This window comes from Sandaracinobacteroides sayramensis (assembly GCF_022014495.1).
GTDB lineage: Bacteria > Pseudomonadota > Alphaproteobacteria > Sphingomonadales > Sphingomonadaceae > Sandaracinobacteroides > Sandaracinobacteroides sayramense.
On record NZ_JAKLSQ010000011.1, the window covers coordinates 43,820 to 61,679 of the forward strand.

General features: G+C 69.0%; 16 protein-coding genes. 8 read left to right on the plus strand and 8 right to left on the minus strand.

Annotation, left to right across the window (positions count from 1 at the left end):
• Window positions 1–169: 169 nt before the first annotated feature.
• Both L6Q21_RS10485 and L6Q21_RS10490 read right to left on the minus strand, forming a co-directional pair.
• Window positions 170–451 (minus strand): hypothetical protein, encoded by a 282-nt coding sequence (locus L6Q21_RS10485; RefSeq protein WP_237830708.1) that lies wholly within the window; start codon window positions 449–451, stop codon window positions 170–172.
• Window positions 442–2,319 (minus strand): ribonucleoside-diphosphate reductase subunit alpha, encoded by a 1,878-nt coding sequence (locus L6Q21_RS10490; RefSeq protein WP_237830709.1) that lies wholly within the window; start codon window positions 2,317–2,319, stop codon window positions 442–444. Before L6Q21_RS10490 ends, L6Q21_RS10485 begins: the two co-directional genes overlap by 10 nt.
• 429 nt (window positions 2,320–2,748) lie before the next feature.
• Between L6Q21_RS10490 and L6Q21_RS10495 the strand changes: the two genes are divergently transcribed.
• The 4 genes from L6Q21_RS10495 to L6Q21_RS10510 all read left to right on the plus strand — a co-directional run bounded on the left by L6Q21_RS10495 (window position 2,749) and on the right by L6Q21_RS10510 (window position 6,766).
• The gene (locus L6Q21_RS10495) at window positions 2,749–4,263 is read left to right on the plus strand and encodes a fumarate hydratase (RefSeq protein ID WP_237830710.1); all 1,515 of its coding nucleotides are present in this window, start codon (window positions 2,749–2,751) and stop codon (window positions 4,261–4,263) included.
• A gap of 6 nt (window positions 4,264–4,269) precedes the next feature.
• The gene (locus L6Q21_RS10500) at window positions 4,270–4,947 is read left to right on the plus strand and encodes an HAD family hydrolase (protein ID WP_237830711.1); all 678 of its coding nucleotides are present in this window, start codon (window positions 4,270–4,272) and stop codon (window positions 4,945–4,947) included.
• A 25-nt stretch (window positions 4,948–4,972) separates the two neighbouring features.
• Entirely contained in the window at window positions 4,973–6,064 is a 1,092-nt protein-coding gene (locus tag L6Q21_RS10505; protein ID WP_237830712.1) for an MBL fold metallo-hydrolase, read from the plus strand.
• 75 nt (window positions 6,065–6,139) lie between these two features.
• A complete protein-coding gene (locus L6Q21_RS10510; RefSeq protein ID WP_237830713.1) occupies window positions 6,140–6,766 on the plus strand; it encodes a glutathione S-transferase family protein in 627 nt (208 codons plus the stop codon).
• Between the two features lie 363 nt (window positions 6,767–7,129).
• Here the strand turns inward: L6Q21_RS10510 and L6Q21_RS10515 are convergent, their stop codons facing one another.
• From L6Q21_RS10515 to fsa, 4 genes are all read right to left on the minus strand, one after another.
• Window positions 7,130–7,336, minus strand: a complete 207-nt coding sequence (locus L6Q21_RS10515; protein WP_237830714.1) for a type II toxin-antitoxin system antitoxin — start codon at window positions 7,334–7,336, stop codon at window positions 7,130–7,132.
• 41 nt (window positions 7,337–7,377) lie between these two features.
• Window positions 7,378–8,256, minus strand: coding sequence for an SPFH domain-containing protein (locus L6Q21_RS10520; protein WP_237830715.1), 879 nt, complete (start codon window positions 8,254–8,256; stop codon window positions 7,378–7,380).
• An 81-nt stretch (window positions 8,257–8,337) separates the two neighbouring features.
• On the minus strand, window positions 8,338–9,243 hold the full coding sequence (locus L6Q21_RS10525; RefSeq protein ID WP_418895821.1) for a tyrosine recombinase XerC: 906 nt from the start codon (window positions 9,241–9,243) through the stop codon (window positions 8,338–8,340).
• A 5-nt stretch (window positions 9,244–9,248) separates the two neighbouring features.
• Window positions 9,249–9,902, minus strand: coding sequence for a fructose-6-phosphate aldolase (gene fsa, locus L6Q21_RS10530; RefSeq protein ID WP_237830717.1), 654 nt, complete (start codon window positions 9,900–9,902; stop codon window positions 9,249–9,251).
• Between the two features lie 53 nt (window positions 9,903–9,955).
• On the opposite strand from fsa, the gene L6Q21_RS10535 reads away from it, so the two are divergent.
• Window positions 9,956–12,124, plus strand: coding sequence for a primosomal protein N' (locus L6Q21_RS10535; protein WP_237830718.1), 2,169 nt, complete (start codon window positions 9,956–9,958; stop codon window positions 12,122–12,124).
• Between the two features lie 10 nt (window positions 12,125–12,134).
• On the opposite strand, the gene thpR is transcribed toward L6Q21_RS10535, so the two are convergent.
• Window positions 12,135–12,680 (minus strand): RNA 2',3'-cyclic phosphodiesterase, encoded by a 546-nt coding sequence (gene thpR / locus L6Q21_RS10540; protein WP_237830719.1) that lies wholly within the window; start codon window positions 12,678–12,680, stop codon window positions 12,135–12,137.
• Complete coding sequence (locus tag L6Q21_RS10545; protein WP_418895820.1) at window positions 12,680–13,342, minus strand: arylesterase; 663 nt, start codon at window positions 13,340–13,342, stop codon at window positions 12,680–12,682. The genes thpR and L6Q21_RS10545 overlap by 1 nt, the downstream gene beginning before the upstream one ends.
• A gap of 11 nt (window positions 13,343–13,353) precedes the next feature.
• Here L6Q21_RS10545 and L6Q21_RS10550 point away from each other — a divergent pair, with 11 nt between their 5' ends.
• From L6Q21_RS10550 to L6Q21_RS10560, 3 genes are all read left to right on the plus strand, one after another.
• Entirely contained in the window at window positions 13,354–14,064 is a 711-nt protein-coding gene (locus L6Q21_RS10550; protein ID WP_237830720.1) for an ABC transporter ATP-binding protein, read from the plus strand.
• The gene (locus L6Q21_RS10555) at window positions 14,061–16,613 is read left to right on the plus strand and encodes an ABC transporter permease (RefSeq protein ID WP_237830721.1); all 2,553 of its coding nucleotides are present in this window, start codon (window positions 14,061–14,063) and stop codon (window positions 16,611–16,613) included. Before L6Q21_RS10550 ends, L6Q21_RS10555 begins: the two co-directional genes overlap by 4 nt.
• 149 nt (window positions 16,614–16,762) lie before the next feature.
• Complete coding sequence (locus L6Q21_RS10560; protein WP_237830735.1) at window positions 16,763–17,512, plus strand: Bax inhibitor-1/YccA family protein; 750 nt, start codon at window positions 16,763–16,765, stop codon at window positions 17,510–17,512.
• Window positions 17,513–17,860 lie beyond the last annotated feature (348 nt).

A 17,860-nucleotide genomic window follows, 5' to 3' on the forward strand; every position in this document is an offset into this window, starting at 1 on the left:
AACTTATCCTTGGGAATTCTGGAACGAATATAGAACAATCAGCCTCCGGCGGGAAGGGGCGGGGTGGCCCTTCAGGCCCTTCAGGCGCCGCAGGCGCGACAGCTTCAGCAGGGTGGAGGTGGACAGCGTGCGCGGACGGCGGCGCGGGGGAAGCGAGGGCAGATGCATGTCAGCCGGCCTCCGCGGCCGGATGCGGCCGCCTTTCCTTCGCCTTGGGGGTGGCCTCCGCCCGGCTCAGCCATTGCGTGGCCGCCGCCGTGGTGATGATCACCGCCAGCGCCAGCATGGAAAGGTCGCGCAGGCGGTGGCGGCGCGGGCGGCTGGGGGCGGCGCCGGGGTTGAGAAATTCCGCCAGCGGGACCGGGGGTGCTTGCGGCGCGGGCGTCCCCCCTCCCCGGCCCTCCCCCCCACGGGGGGAGGGAGAGAAGGGCTTTCCGGCGCTCACTGGCATGCCAGGCACTCGTCGTAGTTGGTGACCGAGACTTCGATCTGCCGCAGTTCGGGCGTATTGTCGGCTTCCACGGCGCCGGCGAAGCCGGCCCGCTGGATCGACTTGGAGCGGAGATAATAGAGGCTCTTGATGCCCAGCTCCCAGGCGCGGAAGTGGAGCATCAGCAGATCCCATTTCTCCACGTCGGCGGGAATGAAGAGGTTCAGCGACTGCGCCTGGTCGATATAGGGGGTGCGGTCTCCGGCGAGCTCCAGGAGCCAGCGCTGGTCGATCTCGAAGGCGGTCTTGAAGGTGGCCTTCTCGTCCGCGTCGAGGAAGTCGAGATGCTGGACCGAGCCGCCCTGCTCCAGGATCGAGCTCCAGACGGCTTCGGCGTTCTTCGCCTTCTCGATCAGCAGCTTTTCGAGATAGGGGTTCTTCACCACGAAGCTGCCCGACAGCGTCTTGTGGGTGTAGATGTTGGCCGGGATCGGCTCGATGCAGGCGGACGTGCCGCCGCAGATGATGCTGATGCTGGCGGTGGGGGCGATCGCCATCTTGCAGGAGAAACGCTCCATCACGCCGCGGTCGGCGGCGTCCGGGCAGGGGCCGCGCTCGGCCGCGAGCAGCATCGAGGCTTCGTCCACCTTCGAGCGGATGTGGCGGAACATCTTGTTGTTCCACGCCTTGGCGCTGGCGGATTCGAAGGGGATGCCGCGCGCCTGGTAGAAGCTGTGCAGGCCCATGACGCCGAGGCCCACCGAACGCTCGCGGCCGGCGGAGTAGCGGGCGCGGGCCATTTCCTCGGGCGCGCGCTCGATATAGTCGGTCAGCACATTGTCGAGGAAGCGCATCACGTCCTCGATGAAGCGCGTGTCCTTGTTCCACTCGTCCCAGGTCTCGAAATTGAGCGACGAGAGGCAGCAGACGGCGGTGCGGTCGTTGCCCAGATGGTCCGTGCCGGTGGGCAGGGTGATTTCCGAGCAGAGGTTGGAGGTGGAGACCTTGAGGCCGAGCTCCCGATGGTGCTTCGGCATGTTGTTGTTCACATGGTCGATGAAGACGATATAGGGCTCGCCGGTCTGCAGGCGGGTTTCGACCAGCTTCTGGAACAGGGCGCGGGCGTCCACCTCGCCGCGCTTCTCGCCGGTTTTCGGCGAGACGAGATCGAAGGGCGCGCCGGCGCGGACCGCTTCCATGAAGGCGTCGGTGACGAGCACGCCATGGTGCAGGTTCAAGGCCTTGCGGTTGAAGTCCCCTGAGGGTTTGCGGATTTCCAGGAACTCCTCGATCTCCGGGTGGGAGATGTCGAGGTAGCAGGCGGCCGAGCCGCGCCGGAGCGAGCCCTGCGAGATGGCGAGCGTGAGCGAATCCATCACCCGCACGAAGGGGATGATGCCCGAGGTCTTGCCGTTGAGGCCCACCGGCTCGCCGATGCCGCGCACCCGGCCCCAGTAGGTGCCGATGCCGCCGCCGCGCGAGGCGAGCCAGACATTCTCGTTCCAGGTGCCGACGATGCCCTCCAGGCTGTCGGAGACGGAGTTCAGGTAGCAGGAAATGGGAAGGCCGCGCCCGGTGCCGCCGTTCGAGAGCACGGGGGTGGCCGGCATGAACCAGAGGTTGGAGATATAGTCGTAGAGGCGCTGCGCGTGCTCGGCGTCGTCGGCGTAGGCGGCGGCGACGCGGGCGAACAGATCCTGGCAGCCTTCGCCGGGCAGCAGGTAGCGGTCCTTCAGGGTTTCGATTCCGAAGGCGGTGAGGCGGCTGTCGCGCGACGGGTCCGTCTTCACCGGGAAGCGGGGGCCGTAGATCGCGTGCGTGGCGGGAGCGGCGGCCGTTCCGGCGTCCGAATCCTGCTGCGCTTCGCTGCGCTGAAAGTCCATCTTCATCCCCTCTGCTTCATCTCTGTCATGGCCGGGCCGGGGAAGCGCCCCACAGCCCGCAAATATAGGCGCAATGCCCGATTCCGCGACCCCCGCCGGCCCGTGGGCCGCGGCGCCTGTTCCGGAACAGACACAAATTCTGGGGGGCTATGCCGCCCCCGACACAAGGGATAGTGCCAAATCCCTGAATCCGCGCAAGCAGAATTTTGTGACAATCACCTCTTTCCCGCATGTCTGCCGGGTCCGGCCGGCAAATGCCGACAGGCGCGTTTCCCTTTCATGACAATGGTGTGAAAGCGCGGCCTGCGCCAGCCGCTGAAGGCCGCATACCGCGAGATACCGGGTTCTCCCAAAAACTATGCACAGCTTTTGTGGCTGGCGGGGCGGTCCGGCTTTTGGCTAGAGCGGCGCGGCACAGAATGGAGACCGAAGACGATGGCCCTGATCCGCAGCGACGATGTGATTGAATCCGTGGCACAAGCGTTGCAGCACATCAGCTATTTCCACCCGATGGATTACATTGAGGCATTGGGCCGGGCCTATGAGCTGGAAGAATCGCCGGCCGCCAGGGACGCCATCGCCCAGATCCTGACCAACAGCCGCATGTGCGCCGAGGGCCATCGCCCCATCTGCCAGGACACCGGCATCGTCGCCGCCTTCGTGAAGGTGGGCATGGGCGTGACCTGGGACGGCCGGATGACGCTGAACGACATGATCAACGAGGGCGTGCGCCGGGGCTACAACGACCCGGACAACAAGCTGCGCGCCTCGATCGTCGCCGACCCCGCCTTCGCCCGCGTCAACACGCGCGACAACACCCCGGCCGTCGTCCATGTGGAGATGGTGGCCGGCGAGCATCTGGAGATCGCGCTGGCGGCCAAGGGCGGCGGTTCGGAGAACAAGTCGAAGTTCGTGATGCTGAATCCCAGCGATTCGATCGTCGACTGGGTGGTGAAGACGGTGCCGCTGATGGGCGCCGGCTGGTGCCCGCCCGGGATGCTGGGGATCGGCATTGGCGGCACCGCCGAAAAGGCGATGGTGATGGCCAAGGAATCGCTGATGGGGCCGATCGACATGGCCGAACTGAAGGCGCGCGGCCCCCGGAGCCGCATCGAGGAGCTGCGGATCCGGATCTTCGACGCGGTGAACGCGCTGGGGATCGGGGCGCAGGGGCTGGGCGGGCTTTCGACCATCCTCGACGTGAAGATCCTGGACTGTCCGACGCACGCCGCCTCCAAGCCGGTGGCGATGATCCCGAACTGCGCCGCCACCCGCCACGCGCATGTGCATCTGGACGGCTCCGGCCCGGCCTATCTGCCGCAGCCCGACCTTTCCCGATGGCCGAAGGTGGACTGGAAGCCGTCCGCCGAGGCGATCCGCGTGGACCTCGACACGCTGACGCCCGAGGTGGTGGCGAGCTGGCAGCCCGGCGATCGCCTTCTGTTGAACGGCAAGATGCTGACCGGCCGCGACGCCGCGCACAAGCGGATCGAGGATATGCTGGCCAAGGGCGAGGAGCTGCCGCTGAGCTTCAAGGGCCGCGTCATCTATTATGTCGGCCCGGTGGACCCGGTGCGCGACGAGGTGGTGGGACCGGCCGGGCCGACCACCGCCACGCGGATGGACAAGTTCACCGGCATGATGCTGGACCAGGGCCTGCTGGCCATGGTGGGCAAGGCCGAGCGCGGGCCGGTGGCGATCGAGGCGATCCGCGACGCGAAGTCCGCCTATCTGATGGCGGTGGGAGGCGCCGCCTATCTGGTGGCGCGCGCCATCAAGGGGGCGAAGGTGCTGGCCTTCGAGGACCTCGGCATGGAAGCCATCTACGAGTTCGAGGTGCAGGACATGCCGGTGACGGTGGCGGTGGATGCGCAAGGCACCAGCGTCCACAACACCGCGCCCGCCATCTGGGCGAAGAAGATCGCCGAAAAGCAGATGGAACCGGCGTAAGCGGCCATGCTGGGCTTTTCCCCCCGCGCCATCGTCTTCGACATGGACGGCCTGCTGCTGGACACCGAGCGGCTGACCGTCGACGCCATGGAGATGGAAGCGGCGGCGCGGGGGCTTGTGGTGCGGGACGGCCTGTTCCTGAGCCTCGTCGGCATCGACGAGACGGGGAGCCGGCGGCTGCTGGCCGAGGCGTTCGGCTCCGGCTTTTCCTATGAGGATTTCCGCACCGGCTATCGCGGCCGCGTGCGCGAGCAGGTGCGGACGGGGATGCCGATGCGGCCGGGCGCGCGGGCGATGGTGGAGGCCGCGAAGGCGGCCGGGATGCCGCTGGCGGTCGCCACCTCGAGCTGGCTGGCGCAGGCCGGGCCGCATCTGGAACAGGCCGGTGTGCGCCCGCTGCTGGACGCGCTGGTGACGCGCGACGATGTGGCGAACCCCAAGCCCGCGCCCGAGCCCTATCTGCTGGCCGCCGCGCGGCTTGGGGTGGAGCCGGCCGAAGTGCTGGCGCTGGAGGATTCGCATTCGGGCGTACGATCGGCCGCCGCCGCCGGAATGGCGGTGGTGATGGTGCCCGACCTGCTGCCGGCGACGGGCGAGATGCGCCGGCTCGCCCGCGCGGTGGCGGACGACCTGCATCAGGTGCGCGGCTGGCTGGGGCTGGCGCATGCCGACGATTTCCTTTGAACGGCGCCTGCGCTAGCTTTCGGCGATGGGCTGGCTGCGTTCGCTTTTGATCCTTGCCGGCTTGCTGGGCGGCGGGCTGCTGCTGGCCGCCATGCGCATGGACCCGGGGCCAGTGGCGCGGCCGGTCTCCGGGCATTTCGACGGCGAATATTTCAGCCTGCCGGGTGGGCGGCAGATCGGCGACAAGTCTCTGGCCGATGTCTGGCAATGGCAGCGGACGCGCGAGCCGGCGCACTGGCCGGACGCGGTGCCGGTGGCGCCGGTGATCCCGGAAAGCCGGGTTGCCGGCGGGCGCCTGGCGGCCACCATGGTGGGGCATGCGACGGTTCTGCTCCAGACCGAGGGGCTGAACATCCTGACCGATCCGATCTGGAGCGAGCGGGCCAGCCCCTTTTCCTTCCTCGGCCCGAAGCGGGTGACGGAGCCGGGCATCCGGTTCGACGACCTGCCGAAGATCGACCTGGTGGTGGTGAGCCATGGCCATTGGGACCATCTGGACCTGCCGACGCTGAAGCGGCTCTGGGCGCGGGACCGGCCGCTGATTCTGGTGCCGCCCGGGCATGGGCGGCTGCTGGCGGAGGCCGGCGTGGAGGCGCGCGAACTGGACTGGGGCGAGCGGGCGCGCCTTGGCGCGGTGACGGCCGTCGCCGAACCGGTCTACCACTGGACATCGCGGTGGTTCCTGGACCGCAACCGCGCGCTGTGGGCCGGGTGGACGCTGATCGCGCCGGGGGGCAACATCTATTTCGCGGGCGACAGCGGCTATGGCGACGGCGCCTTCTTCCGCGCGGCGAAGCGGCATGGGCCGGTGCGGCTGGCGCTGCTGCCGGTGGGCGCCTACGAGCCGCGCTGGTTCATGGCCGAGCAGCATATGAACCCGGCCGAGGCGGTGCAGGCCTTTGCCGACCTGGGGGCCGAGCAGGCGCTGGGCCTGCATTGGGGCACCTTCCAGCTGACCGACGAGGGGCGCGAAGCCCCCCGGGTGGAGTTGCGGGCGGCGCTGGAGGCCGCTGGCATCGCCCGGCTGCGCTTTCCGGCGCTGGAGGCGGGCGAGGTGCTGCGGATGGACGCCCCGCCCGTGGGGCTGGCCGGCGGGGAGGCCGGCGCGCCGGGTTGAAGCGCGCGCCGGGAAAGTGGGGCTGGCGACTCGGTTTTGTTCCTGTTATGTTCGAACAATAACGGGAGGAATTCGATGTCCGGGATCATTTTCTACACCCATCCGCAGTCGCGCGGGCAGACGGTCCGCTGGATGCTGGAGGAGTTGGGCCAGCCCTATGAGCAGGTGCTGCTGGAGTATGGGACGACGATGAAGTCGCCCGACTATCTGGCCACCAACCCGATGGGCAAGGTGCCCGCCATCCGCCACCGGGGACGGGTGGTGACGGAAGCCGCCGCCATCTGCGCCTATCTGGCGGACGCCTTTCCGGAAGCCGGGCTGGCCCCCGCCCTTCCCGACCGGGCGGCCTATTACCGCTGGCTGTTCTTCGCGGCGGGGCCGATGGAAAGCGCCATGCTGGACCATTACCGCAAGATCGTGCCCGAGGACGAGCAGAAGGCCATGGTCGGCTATGGCAGCTGGGAGGATGTGCTGCGGGCGATGGACCTGGCGGTTTCGGAAAACAGCTGGATGGCGAGCGAGGCCTTCTCGGCGGCGGATGTCTATGCCGGATCCTCGATCGACTGGCCGGCGCGCTTCGGCATGTATGAGCCGACGGAGAATATGGCGCGCTATCTGGAGCGGATCCGCGCGCGGCCGGCCTATGGGCGGGCGAAGGCGATCGACGCGGAACTGGTGGAGAAGGTGAAGGCCGGCGGGTGATGCGGGTGGCGGGGGGCGGCGCGGCTGGGGCTGGATGACGCCATTTGCCGCCAGCGGCCGTCGCCCTTGGTTCGGCACCCTGAGTTCGTCGCCGCGAATTCGTCGCCCCGGGCTTGACCCGGGGCCCAGCTTTCCACCTCCACCGCCTTGCCCGCAGAAAAAGCTGGACCCCGGGTCAAGCCCGGGGTGACGGGGTGGGGCGGGATGGAGGATGTGGGATGGGTGACGGGTGTGGGGGATGGGTGACGGTTGTGGGCTAACGCCGACCGCAAACTTGGACTGCCCAACCAGTAGCGCTTCCGATGGGGCCCGGGCACCTGTGCTGCGTGGACATATCCTCCTGAGCTTTTTGCCGGGCGGCTTTCAGCCGGGTTCGCGCGATTTCGACGGCCGGCCGCGTTTGGCCGGGGCGATGCGCGCGAGCGTCACGCCGCGCCGGGCGAGGCCTTCGCGCAGCAGCAACTCGATCTCGGCATTGGTGCTGCGCAGTTCGGCGGCGGCCAGCCGCTCGACCGCGGCGTGGAGCGCCGGGTCGAGCCGAAGGAGCAGGGATTTGCGCTGGTCCGCCATGGTCTCTCGTCCGACTGCCTCGCCTCTGCTTTCCTCGCCCGCTACTGGTAGAGGGTGCCGGTGTTGACCACGGGCTGGACGTTCTGGTCTCCGCAGAGCACCACCATCAGGTTGGAGACCATGGCGGCGCGGCGCTCGTCGTCGAGGTTGACGACATCCTTCTCGTTCAGCTGCGCCAGCGCCATTTCCACCATGCCGACCGCGCCTTCGACCAGCGTCTTGCGGGCGGCGACGATCGCCTCCGCCTGCTGCCGGCGGAGCATGGCGCCGGCGATTTCCGGGGCATAGGCGAGGTGGGTGAAGCCGCATTCGTCGACGGTGATTCCGGCGACCCTCAGGCGCGATTGCAGCGCCTGCTTCAGTTCCTCGCCCACCTCCTCATGGTGGCCGCGAAGGGTGATGTCGTGATGCTCGAAATCGTCATAGGGGTAGCGGGCGCCGATGGCGCGGATCGCCGCCTCGATCTGGGCGACGACGAAGGCGCGGTAATCGTCCACGTCGAACAGCGCCTGCGCCGTGTCCTTCACCCGCCAGACCACCTGCGCCGCCATCTCGATCGGGTTGCCGCGCAGGTCGTTCACCTTGATCTGCTGCGAAATCAGGTTGTTGGCGCGGACGCTGATCTTCTTGCGCGTCATCCAGGGCCAGGTCCAGCGCAGGCCCTCCGCCCGGTCGGTGCCGCGATAGGCGCCGAACAGCAGGATGGCGACCGCCTGGTTGGGCTGCACCATGTAGAAGCCCCGCAGCAGGAAGAGGAAGAGCGGCACGGCCGGAACGAGAAGCGCCGGCGCGCGGGCGAAGATGGCGAAGGCGAGCGCAACCGCCGCGAGCGCCAGGAAAACCAGCATGGTGAGACCATTCATGGTGGCGGCGGGCAGTTCGCGGCTGGCGGCCAGTTGCGGAACAGTCGATGTGGACATGGCTTGCTCCCCGGAGTTGATATCAAATTGATATCATATTTTTCCGGTGGGGCAAGGACTCACCTGCGACTCACCCGCCACTCACCCGCGCGGGTGGGCGCTTTTGTAGACATCCAGCAGGCGGGCGCTGTCTATGCTGGTGTAGATCTGGGTGCTGCCGAGGCTGGCGTGGCCCAGCAGTTCCTGGATGGTCCTCAAGTCCGCCCCGCGCGCCAGCAGGTGGCTGGCGAAGCTGTGGCGCAGCGCGTGCGGCGTGGCGCTTTCGGGGAGGCCGAGCGCCACGCGGGCCTTGCGCAGCGTGGCGCGCAGCACGCCGCCCGCCAGCGCGCCGCCCTTCGCGCCGCGGAACAGCGGGGCGTCCTTCGAAGCCGGATAGGGGCAGAGCCGCGCATATCGTTCGATCGCCGCGCGCACCGGCGGCAGCAGCACGATGGTGCGCTCCTTGCGGCCCTTGCCGAGGATGGTGAGGGTTTCGCGCAAGGGGAGGATGGCGCCGGTGAGGGCGAGCGCCTCGCCGATGCGCAGGCCCGAGCCGTAGAGCAGGAGGAGCACCGCCGTATCGCGCGCCTGTATCCAGGGCTCGTCGTGGAATTCGCCGGTGGTTTCGGCGAGCGCGCGGGCGTCGGCCGGGGCGATGGGGCGCGGCAGGCTCTTCTTCACCTTCGGGCTGGCGATGCCGTCTAGGCCGGTGAGCGTGGCACCATGGCGTTCGCGGACATGGGCGGCGAAGCTGCGCAGCGCCGACAGTTCGCGGGCGGCGGAGATGTTGGCCAGCCCCTCGGTGCGGCGGGCGGCGAGGAAGCCGCGATAGTCGGCGGCGGTCAGCGATTCGAGGAGGGCGAGGTCGGCCGGGCGGCCGTGCGCCACGTTCAGATGCGCGAGGAAGCGGTCCAGCGTGGCGCCATAGGCGCGCAGCGTGTGGACGGAGAGGCGGCGCTCGTTGCGGAGGCTGGCGAGCCAGCCACGGACCAGAGCGTCCGCCTCCATGGCCATCAGGCGATCGTCTGGCCGGTTTTGGCCCAGTCGGCGAGGAAGAGTTCGAGGCCGCGATCCGTCAGCGGATGCCTCGCCAGCGCCCGGAGGACGGCGGGCGGGGCGGTGACGACATCGGCGCCGATCTTCGCCGCTTCCAGGATATGCACCGGGTGGCGGACGCTGGCGACGAGGATCTGCGTTTCATAATCATAATTGTCGTAGATGAGGCGGATGTCGTCGATCAGCTGCATGCCGTCGAAGCCGACATCGTCGTGGCGGCCGACGAAGGGGGAGATGAAGGTGGCGCCGGCCTTGGCGGCGAGCAGCGCCTGCGTCGCCGAGAAGCAGAGCGTGACGTTGACCTGCGTGCCTTCCGACGTGAGCTTGCGGCAGGCTTTCAGCCCGTCGAGCGTCAGGGGGAGTTTCACGCAGACATTGTCGGCGAGCGCGCGGACCACGTCCGCCTCGCGCAGCATGGATTCGTAATCGGTGGCGACGACTTCGGCGGAAACCGGGCCTTCGACGAGGCCGCAGATTTCCTTCACCACTTCCAGAAACGGCCGGCCCGACTTGTGGATCAGGCTGGGGTTGGTGGTGACTCCGTCCAGCAGGCCGGTGGCGGCCAGATCGGCGATGTCGGCGACGTCGGCGGTGTCGACGAAGAATTTCATGGGATGCACTCCGTGGGACAAGTTGCCGCTGCCAGAAGCCGAGGCTAGCAGGGATGTCAATGCGCGGGACCGTCCTTCTGTTGCAGCATGGCCTGGGCGCCCTGCATTACCGGCTGCCGGACGGCACGCCGCCGGGCACGGTGGTGGACGCGCCGCTGGGGCCGCGCCGGGTGCCGGGCGTGCTGTGGGACGAGGGCCAATACGAAACCCGGCCGGTGGACGAGGCGAAGCTGCGCGATGCGGTGCCGCTGGACTTGCCGCCCCTGCCCGAGGCGTTGCGGAGGCTGCTGGACTTCGTGGCGGATTATTATCTGGCGGCGCCGGCTTCCGTTCTCAGGATGGCCTTGCCGCAGGCGGCGTTCGTGCCGGCCGCCAGGCCGGCGCCGCTGTTCGCGCTGGGCGAAATTCCCGAGGCGCGGCACGCCGGGCGGCGGGCGTTGCTGGAGCGGCTGGAGGCGGTGCGCGATCTTGGGGTGGCGCCGCTGCCGGTGTGGGCGGCGGCGGCGGAGGCGCGGGTGGAAGCGCTGCGGGCGCTGGTGAAGCAGGGCGTGTTGCTGGCGGTGGAGGCAAGCGAGGAGGTTGTGCCGGCTAGACGCCCTGCCCTGCCGGACGGGCCGCAGCTGAGCGATGGGCAGAAGGCCGCCGCCGACGCCATGGTGGCAGCGGTGAAGGAGACCGCCTTCCAGCCCTTCCTGCTGGACGGGGTGACCGGGGCGGGGAAAACCGAAGTCTATCTGGAGGCGGTGGCGCAGGCGATTTCTGGCGACGGGCAGGCGCTGGTGCTGTTGCCGGAGATCGCGCTGACGGAAGCCTGGCTGCAGCGCTTCCGCAAGCGGTTCGGCTTTTCGCCGACCGTCTGGCATTCCGGCTTGACGCCTTCGCAGCGGCGGGATGCGTTTCGCGCCATCGTCTCGGGCGAGGCGGCGGTGATCGTGGGGGCGCGTTCGGCGCTGTTCCTGGGGGCGCCGAAGCTGCGGCTGATCGTGGTGGACGAGGCGCACGACCAGGCCTTCAAGCAGGAGGAGAGCGTGCCCTATCATGGGCGCGACGTGGCGGTGATGCGGGCGCGCTTCGAGGGCTGCCCGGTGGTGCTGGCGACCGCCACCCCTTCGCTGGAGACGATGGAGCAGGTGCAGCGAGGCACCTACAAGGTGCTGCACCTGCCCGACCGGCATGGCGGCGCGAAGCTGCCCAAGGTGCATCTGATCGACCTGACCCGCGACCCGCCGCCGCGCGGGCGCTGGATCGCGCCGCCGCTGGCGAAGGCGATCGAGGCGCGGCTGGGGCGCAAGGAACAGGTGCTGCTGTTCCTGAACCGCCGGGGCTATGCGCCGCTGACCCTGTGCCGCAAATGCGGCGACCGAATCCAGTGCCCCAATTGCACCGCCTGGCTGGTGGAGCATCGGCTGGCGCGGCGGCTGATGTGCCACCATTGCGGCCACTCGATCCCGGTGCCGGAAAGCTGCCCGAGTTGCGGCGCGGCGGACAGTCTGGCGCCTTGCGGGCCGGGGGTGGAGCGGCTGGCGGAGGAGGTGGCGGCCACATGGCCGGAGGCGAAGGCGCTGGTCGCGACCTCCGACAGCGTGCGGACGCCCGCCGACATGGCGGCGCTGGTGGCCGCTGTGGCGGACGGCGAGGTGGACATATTGATCGGCACGCAGATGCTGGCGAAGGGACACGACTTCCCCAATCTGACGCTGGTGGGGGTGGTGGACGCCGATCTTGGGCTGGAGGGCGGCGACCTGCGGGCAGGGGAGCGCTGCTTCCAGCAGATCAGACAGGTGTCGGGCCGGGCCGGGCGGGGGGAGAAGCTGGGCGAGGTGTTCCTGCAGACGCACCAGCCGCGCGCCCGGGTGATGCAGGCGCTGTGGAAGGGCGATGCCGCCGAGTTTCAGGCGGCGGAGCGGGATATAAGGCTGGCGTCGGGGATGCCGCCCTTCGGGCGGCTGGCGGCGATCGTCGTTTCCTCGATGGACGGCGCGGAGGCGTTGGACGCGGCGAAGCGGCTGGGGCAGGCGGTGCCGCTGACCGAGGGGATCGAAGTCTGGGGGCCGGCGCCGGCGCCGCTGGCCATGCTGCGCGGGCGGCACCGGCACCGGCTGCTGGTGCACGCGAAACGCTCAGCGCCGTTGCAGGCCTTCGTGCGGGAGTGGCTGGGGAAGGTGCCGATGCCCGGCGGCGTGCGGGTGACCGTGGATGTGGACCCGCAGAGTTTTCTGTGAGTTCCCGGCCTTATGTAAGGTGGTAGCTGGCGATCGGCGTGTAGTGGCTGCCGCCGTTGCCCATGTGGCTTTCGACGAGGTGGAAGCTTTCCGCCCGCCAATGGAGTGGCGGGATGTGCGTGCTGTTGAGCCATGGGCGCAGCGCCTCCCTCGGGGCGCCGGCGGCGCTGAAGCGGGCGAGCGTGATGTGGGGGACGAAGCGGCGGCTCTCGGGTTCGAGGCCGGCGCGGCGCAGGTTGTTGCGGATTTGCGCCGCGAGGTCGGCGACGGCTTCGGCGGGGGCTACGCCCAGCCATAGCGCCGAGGTGCGGCCGGGTTTATGCGCGTCGAAGCTGCCGGCCTGGCCAAGGTGCAGATCCAGCGGCGGGCGATGGATGCTGGCCAGCGCCTCGGTTCCCGCTTCCACACCGTGGCGGTCCACTTCGCCGAGGAAGGCGAGCGTCAGGTGCAGTTGGTTGTCCGTCTGCCAGCGGGCGCCTTCCACCCCGCCCATCCGCGCGGTGAGCGCCTCGCGGATTTCGGGCGGCGGACGCAGCGCCGCGAACAGACGGGGCATTATTTCGGCAGCGCCTTCTGCACCGTGGGGGTGATGTTCTTCACCATCAGCGCCACGCCCTGTTTGTTGGGGTGCATGCCGTCTGCCAGCAACAGTTTCGGGTTGGCCGTTACCCCTTGCGTGAAGAAGGGGTAGAGGGTGGCGCCATGCTTCTTCGCCAGCGCCGGGTAGAGGGCGTTGAATTCCTTGCCATAGACCGGCCCCATGTTGGGCGCGGCCAGCATTCCGGCCAGCACCACCGGGATGCCGCGCTTGTTCAGCTCGGTGAGGATCGCGTCCAGATTGGCGCGCGCCTGCGCCGGCGGCTGGCCGCGCAGCATGTCGTTGGCGCCGAGCGCGACGATGGCGAGATCTGGCTTCTGTTTCAGGCTGTTCAGCACCCACGGCAGGCGCGCCCTGCCTTGCGCCGTGGTGTCGCCCGAGACGCCGGCGTTGTGGACTTTCGCCGCCACGCCCTGCGCGCGGAGCGCCGCCTCCAGTTGTGCCGGGAAGCTTTCGCCGGGTTTCAACTGGTAGCCGGCCGTCAGGCTGTCTCCCAGCGCCAGGATCAGCTTTTCCGGTTTCGCCTGCGCCAGCGCCGGGCCGGCGAACAGCAGGGGAATCAGCAGCAGCAGGTGGAAAAGGCGGAAAAGCGGGCCATATGGGCGGCTTCCAAGATTCAAGTGGAGACTCCATGCCGTCTGAACGCCCCGCCGATATGGTGATCTCCGCCCGCAATGTAACCCTGGCGCTGGGAAATGGCGCGGCGCGGGTGGAAATTTTGAAGGGCGTCGACCTGGACGTGGCGGCCGGCGAGCGGCTGGCGATCCTGGGGCCTTCGGGCAGCGGCAAGTCCAGCCTGATGGCCTGCCTTTCCGGCCTGGAAAGCGCGACCGGCGGTAGCATCAAGGTGGCGGGGCTGGAAATCACCGGCCTTTCGGAAGACGGGCTGGCGGAGGCGCGGCGCGGGCGGATTGGAATCGTGTTGCAGGCCTTCCACCTGATCCCCACCATGACGGCGCTGGAGAATGTGGCGGTGCCACTGGAACTGGCCGGCCATGCCGAGCCTTTCGCCGCCGCCGCCCGCGAACTGGAGGCGGTGGGGCTGGGGCACCGGCTGGAGCATTATCCCGCGCAACTGTCCGGCGGCGAGCAGCAGCGGGTGGCGCTGGCGCGGGCGCTGGGCGTGCGCCCTGCCCTGCTGTTCGCCGACGAGCCGACCGGCAATCTGGACGCGGCGACCGGCGAGGCGATCGTGGCGCTGCTGTTCGAGCGGCTGGCCGAAACCGGGGCGACGCTGGTGCTGATCACCCATGACCAGGAACTGGCGGCGCGTTGTTCTCGGGTGATCCGCATGCGCGACGGGGTGATCGTCGCCGACGAGCGCGTGGCGGTGCCGGCATGAATGTTTCCACCTTGCCGGTCGCTTCCGGGGTTTCGCCGCAGCCGCCGGGGTGGCCGATGGCGGCGCGGCTGGCCTGGCGCGAGGTGCGCGGCGGGCTGGGCGGGTTGCGGCTGCTGTTCGCCTGCCTGTTGCTGGGGGTGCTGGCGATGGCTGGCGTCGGCAGCCTTGGCAGTTCCATCGCCAGTGGGCTGGCCGGGCAGGGGCAGGTGATCCTGGGCGGCGATGTGGAGGCACGGCTGACGCAGCGCGAGCCCTTGCCCGAGGAAATGGCGGCCCTGAAAGGCTATGGCGGGGCGGTTTCGACGAGCGTCCGCATGCGCGCCATGGTGCGCGGCGAGACGGGCGCGGCGGCGAACCGCGAACTGCTGGGCGAGTTGAAGGCGGTGGACGGCGGCTGGCCGCTTTACGGCAAGGCCGAGATCAAGGGCGGTGGCGAGGTGCAGGCGGCGCTGGCGGAAGGCGCCGTGGTGGGCGAAGCGCTGGCCGATCAGATGGGCCTGACGGTCGGCGACATGGTGGGGATCGGCGAAGCGAAGATGCCGGTGGCGGCAATCCTGACCGTGGAGCCAGACCGGGCGGGGGAAGGCTTCGCCTTCGGGCCTTCGGTGCTGATTTCCACGCAGAAGCTGGCGGAAACCGGGCTGATCCAGCCGGGCAGCCTCTACCGTTTCCATGTGCGGCTGAAGCTGCCGGAAGGGATGGACCCGGCCTTCGTGCGCGAGGATCTGGACGCGCGCTTTCCCGAAGCCGGCTGGCGGCTGGCCGACCGGCGCGACGGGGCGCCCGGTGTGCGGCGCTTCGTCGAGCGGCTGGCGCAGTTCCTGACGCTCGTCAGCCTGACGGCGCTGGCGGTGGCGGGGGTCGGCGTCGGCAACGGCGTGCAGAGCTATCTGGACCGCAAGGCCGGGAGCATCGCCACGCTGAAGGCGCTGGGGGCGCCGACGCGGCTGATCCGCCGCGCCTATCTGCTGCTGGTGGGCGGCGTGGCGCTGGCGGCCGCGGTCGTGGGCGCAGGCTTGGGCGCGTTGGTGCCTTATGCGGTGGTGGCGGTGGCCGGCGACGCGCTGCCGGTGCCGCCGGCGCTGGGGCTGCACCCCTGGCCGCTGCTGGCGGCGGTGGGCTTCGGGCTGCTGGTGGCCTTCGCCTTCGCCGTCGCCCCTTTGGCGCGGGCGAGCGCGCTGCCGGCGCAGCGGATGTTCCGTGGGTCCGTCGAGGCCTGGCCCTGGCCTTCCGGGCAAGCGCTGGCGGCGGCGCTGGGCGCGGGCGCGGTGGTGGCGGCGCTCGCCGTGTGGCAGGCGGCCGAGAAGATCTTCGCGCTGGGCTTTCTGGGCGGGGCGGCGGCGGTGCTGGCCCTGCTGTTCGCGCTGGGCACGCTGGTGAAATGGGGCGCGGCGCGGCTGCCGAGGCCGAGCGGCGTTCTGCCCCGGCTGGCGCTCGCCAATGTGCATCGCCCCGGCGCCATGACCCGGCAACTGGTGGTGGCGCTGGGGCTGGGGCTTTCGCTGTTCGCGACGCTCGCCTTCATCGAGACCAGCTTCAACGCCGAGCTTCAGCGCACGGTGCCGGCGAAGGCGCCGGCCTTCTTCCTGCTGGACCTGCCGAAGGAGGAGCGGCCGCGCTTCGTGGCGATCCTGCCCGACGACAGCGAGGCGCGGCTGGTGCCCAGCCTGCGCGGGCCGGTGGTGGCGGTGAACGGGGTTCCGGCTTCGGAAATCAAGGAAGTGCCCGAGGGCAGCTATGTGCTGCGCGGCGACCGGGGGCTGACCTTTGCCGACGAGTTGCCGCCGGGGAACCGGCTGGTGGCGGGGAAATGGTGGCCGAAGGATTACGCCGGCCCGCCGCTGGTTTCCATGGACGCCGAGCAGGCCGGGCTGCTGGGCCTGGAAGTGGGCGACAGCATCACCGTTTCCGTGCTGGGGGTGGAGATCGAGGCGACCATCGCTTCTCTGCGCGAGGTGGACTGGGACAGCATGGGCTTCAACTTCGTGCTGATCTACGACCCGGCGACGCTGAGGGACGCGCCCTATACCTATATGGCGACCGTTTCCCCGCCCGACGCCGAGCAGGGCGGATTCACCGGCATGATCAGCCGCGCCTTCCCCACCGTGTCGGTCATCAAGGTGCGGGATGTGCTGGGCGAGATCGGCACGCTGGTGAACCAGATGGGCACCGCCGTGCGCGCGGCGGCGAGCGTCGCCATATTGGCCGGGATCGCCGTGCTGGTGGGGGCGCTCGCCAGCCAGGCGAAGGCGCGGACGCTCGACAATGTGATCCTGAAGACGCTGGGCGCCACCCGCCGGCAACTGATGGCCGCCGCCGCCATGGAATATGCGGCGCTGGGGCTGCTGGTGAGCGGACTCGCCCTGGCGCTGGGCGGATTGTCGGGCTGGATCGTCGTCACGCAGGTGCTGAAGTTCGGCTGGGCGCCGGACTGGGGCGTGGCGCTTGCGACGGTGCTGGCCGGCGCGGCGGCGACGCTGCTGCTGGGGCTGGCCGGGGCCTGGCGGACGCTGGGCGCGAAGGTGGCGCGGGTGCTGCGGGAGGTTTGAAGCGAAATATTTCATGGGCGCAAAAAATATTTCACCAATGAAAGATTTCGCTGGCAACCCTTGAAAGCTCATGTTACATGGGCGATATGAACATCCAGCCGGACATGCGACAGGGCATCAACATCCCCGGCTGGATGGAGAGGAATTCAATGGTCAATCAGGGTGACCCCCGGTTCGGCCGTGGCGCGTCTGCTGCGGCGGCCCGCACCGGCACGACCGCGCAGGAGTATGACGCCGGGCTGCGCAAGCACATGCTGACCGTGTATAATTACATGATGTCGGGCGTGCTGCTGACGGGCCTCGTGGCGCTCGGCATGAACTTCACCGGCGCGGTGCACGCGCTGGTGTCGCCGACGGGCGGTCTGTCCGGCCTCGGCTGGGTGGTGGCGCTGGCGCCGCTGGCCTTCGTGTTCCTGCTCGGTTTCAAATATCAATCCATGTCCGAAGGGGCGGTGCAGGGGCTGTTCTGGGCCTTCGCCGCGATCATGGGCGCGTCGATGTCGACGATCTTCCTCGTCTACACCTCGACTTCCATCGCCACCACCTTCTTCGCGACGGCGGCGGCCTTCGCGGGCCTCAGCCTTTACGGCTACACGACGAAGCGCGATCTTTCGAAGCTTGGCACCTTCCTGGTGATGGGCCTGGTCGGCATCCTGGTCGCCATGGTGCTGAACATGTTCCTGCAGTCCGGCGCGCTGAGCCTGGTGGTCTCGATCCTGGGCGTGCTGATCTTCGCCGGCCTGACGGCCGCCGACACGCAGAAGATCAAGGAAACCTATGATTATGTCGCCGGCACCGACATGGCCGGCAAGGCGGCGATCATGGGCGCGCTGACGCTGTATCTGGACTTCATCAACCTGTTCCAGTTCCTGCTGAGCTTCCTCGGCCAGCGCGAATAGGTTTCGACACAAGTTGCAAGAAGAGAGCGACCCCGCCCCCGGCAGGAAACTGCCGGGGGTTTTTTTGGCCGAAGGCGGCCACCATCAGTGCGAAGCACTGACTGGAGGACTCGCCGCAGGCCCGGCCGGCTGAGCGCTGGCCCCATCAGGCCAGCGCCAGTCCGACGGCGGCGGGCTTCGCCCGCTTTTTCTTTCTTTCCTTCCCCCTTTGCTGCCGGACTCGGCGGCTTTGCCGACGGCCGGCTCTTCCTGCGGCAGGCCTCCGGGCGGCACACCCCAACCCCTCCCCTGAAGCGGAAGGGCTTTTTCGTTCCACCCCCCTTCCCTTCCCATCCCGGCGAAGCCATT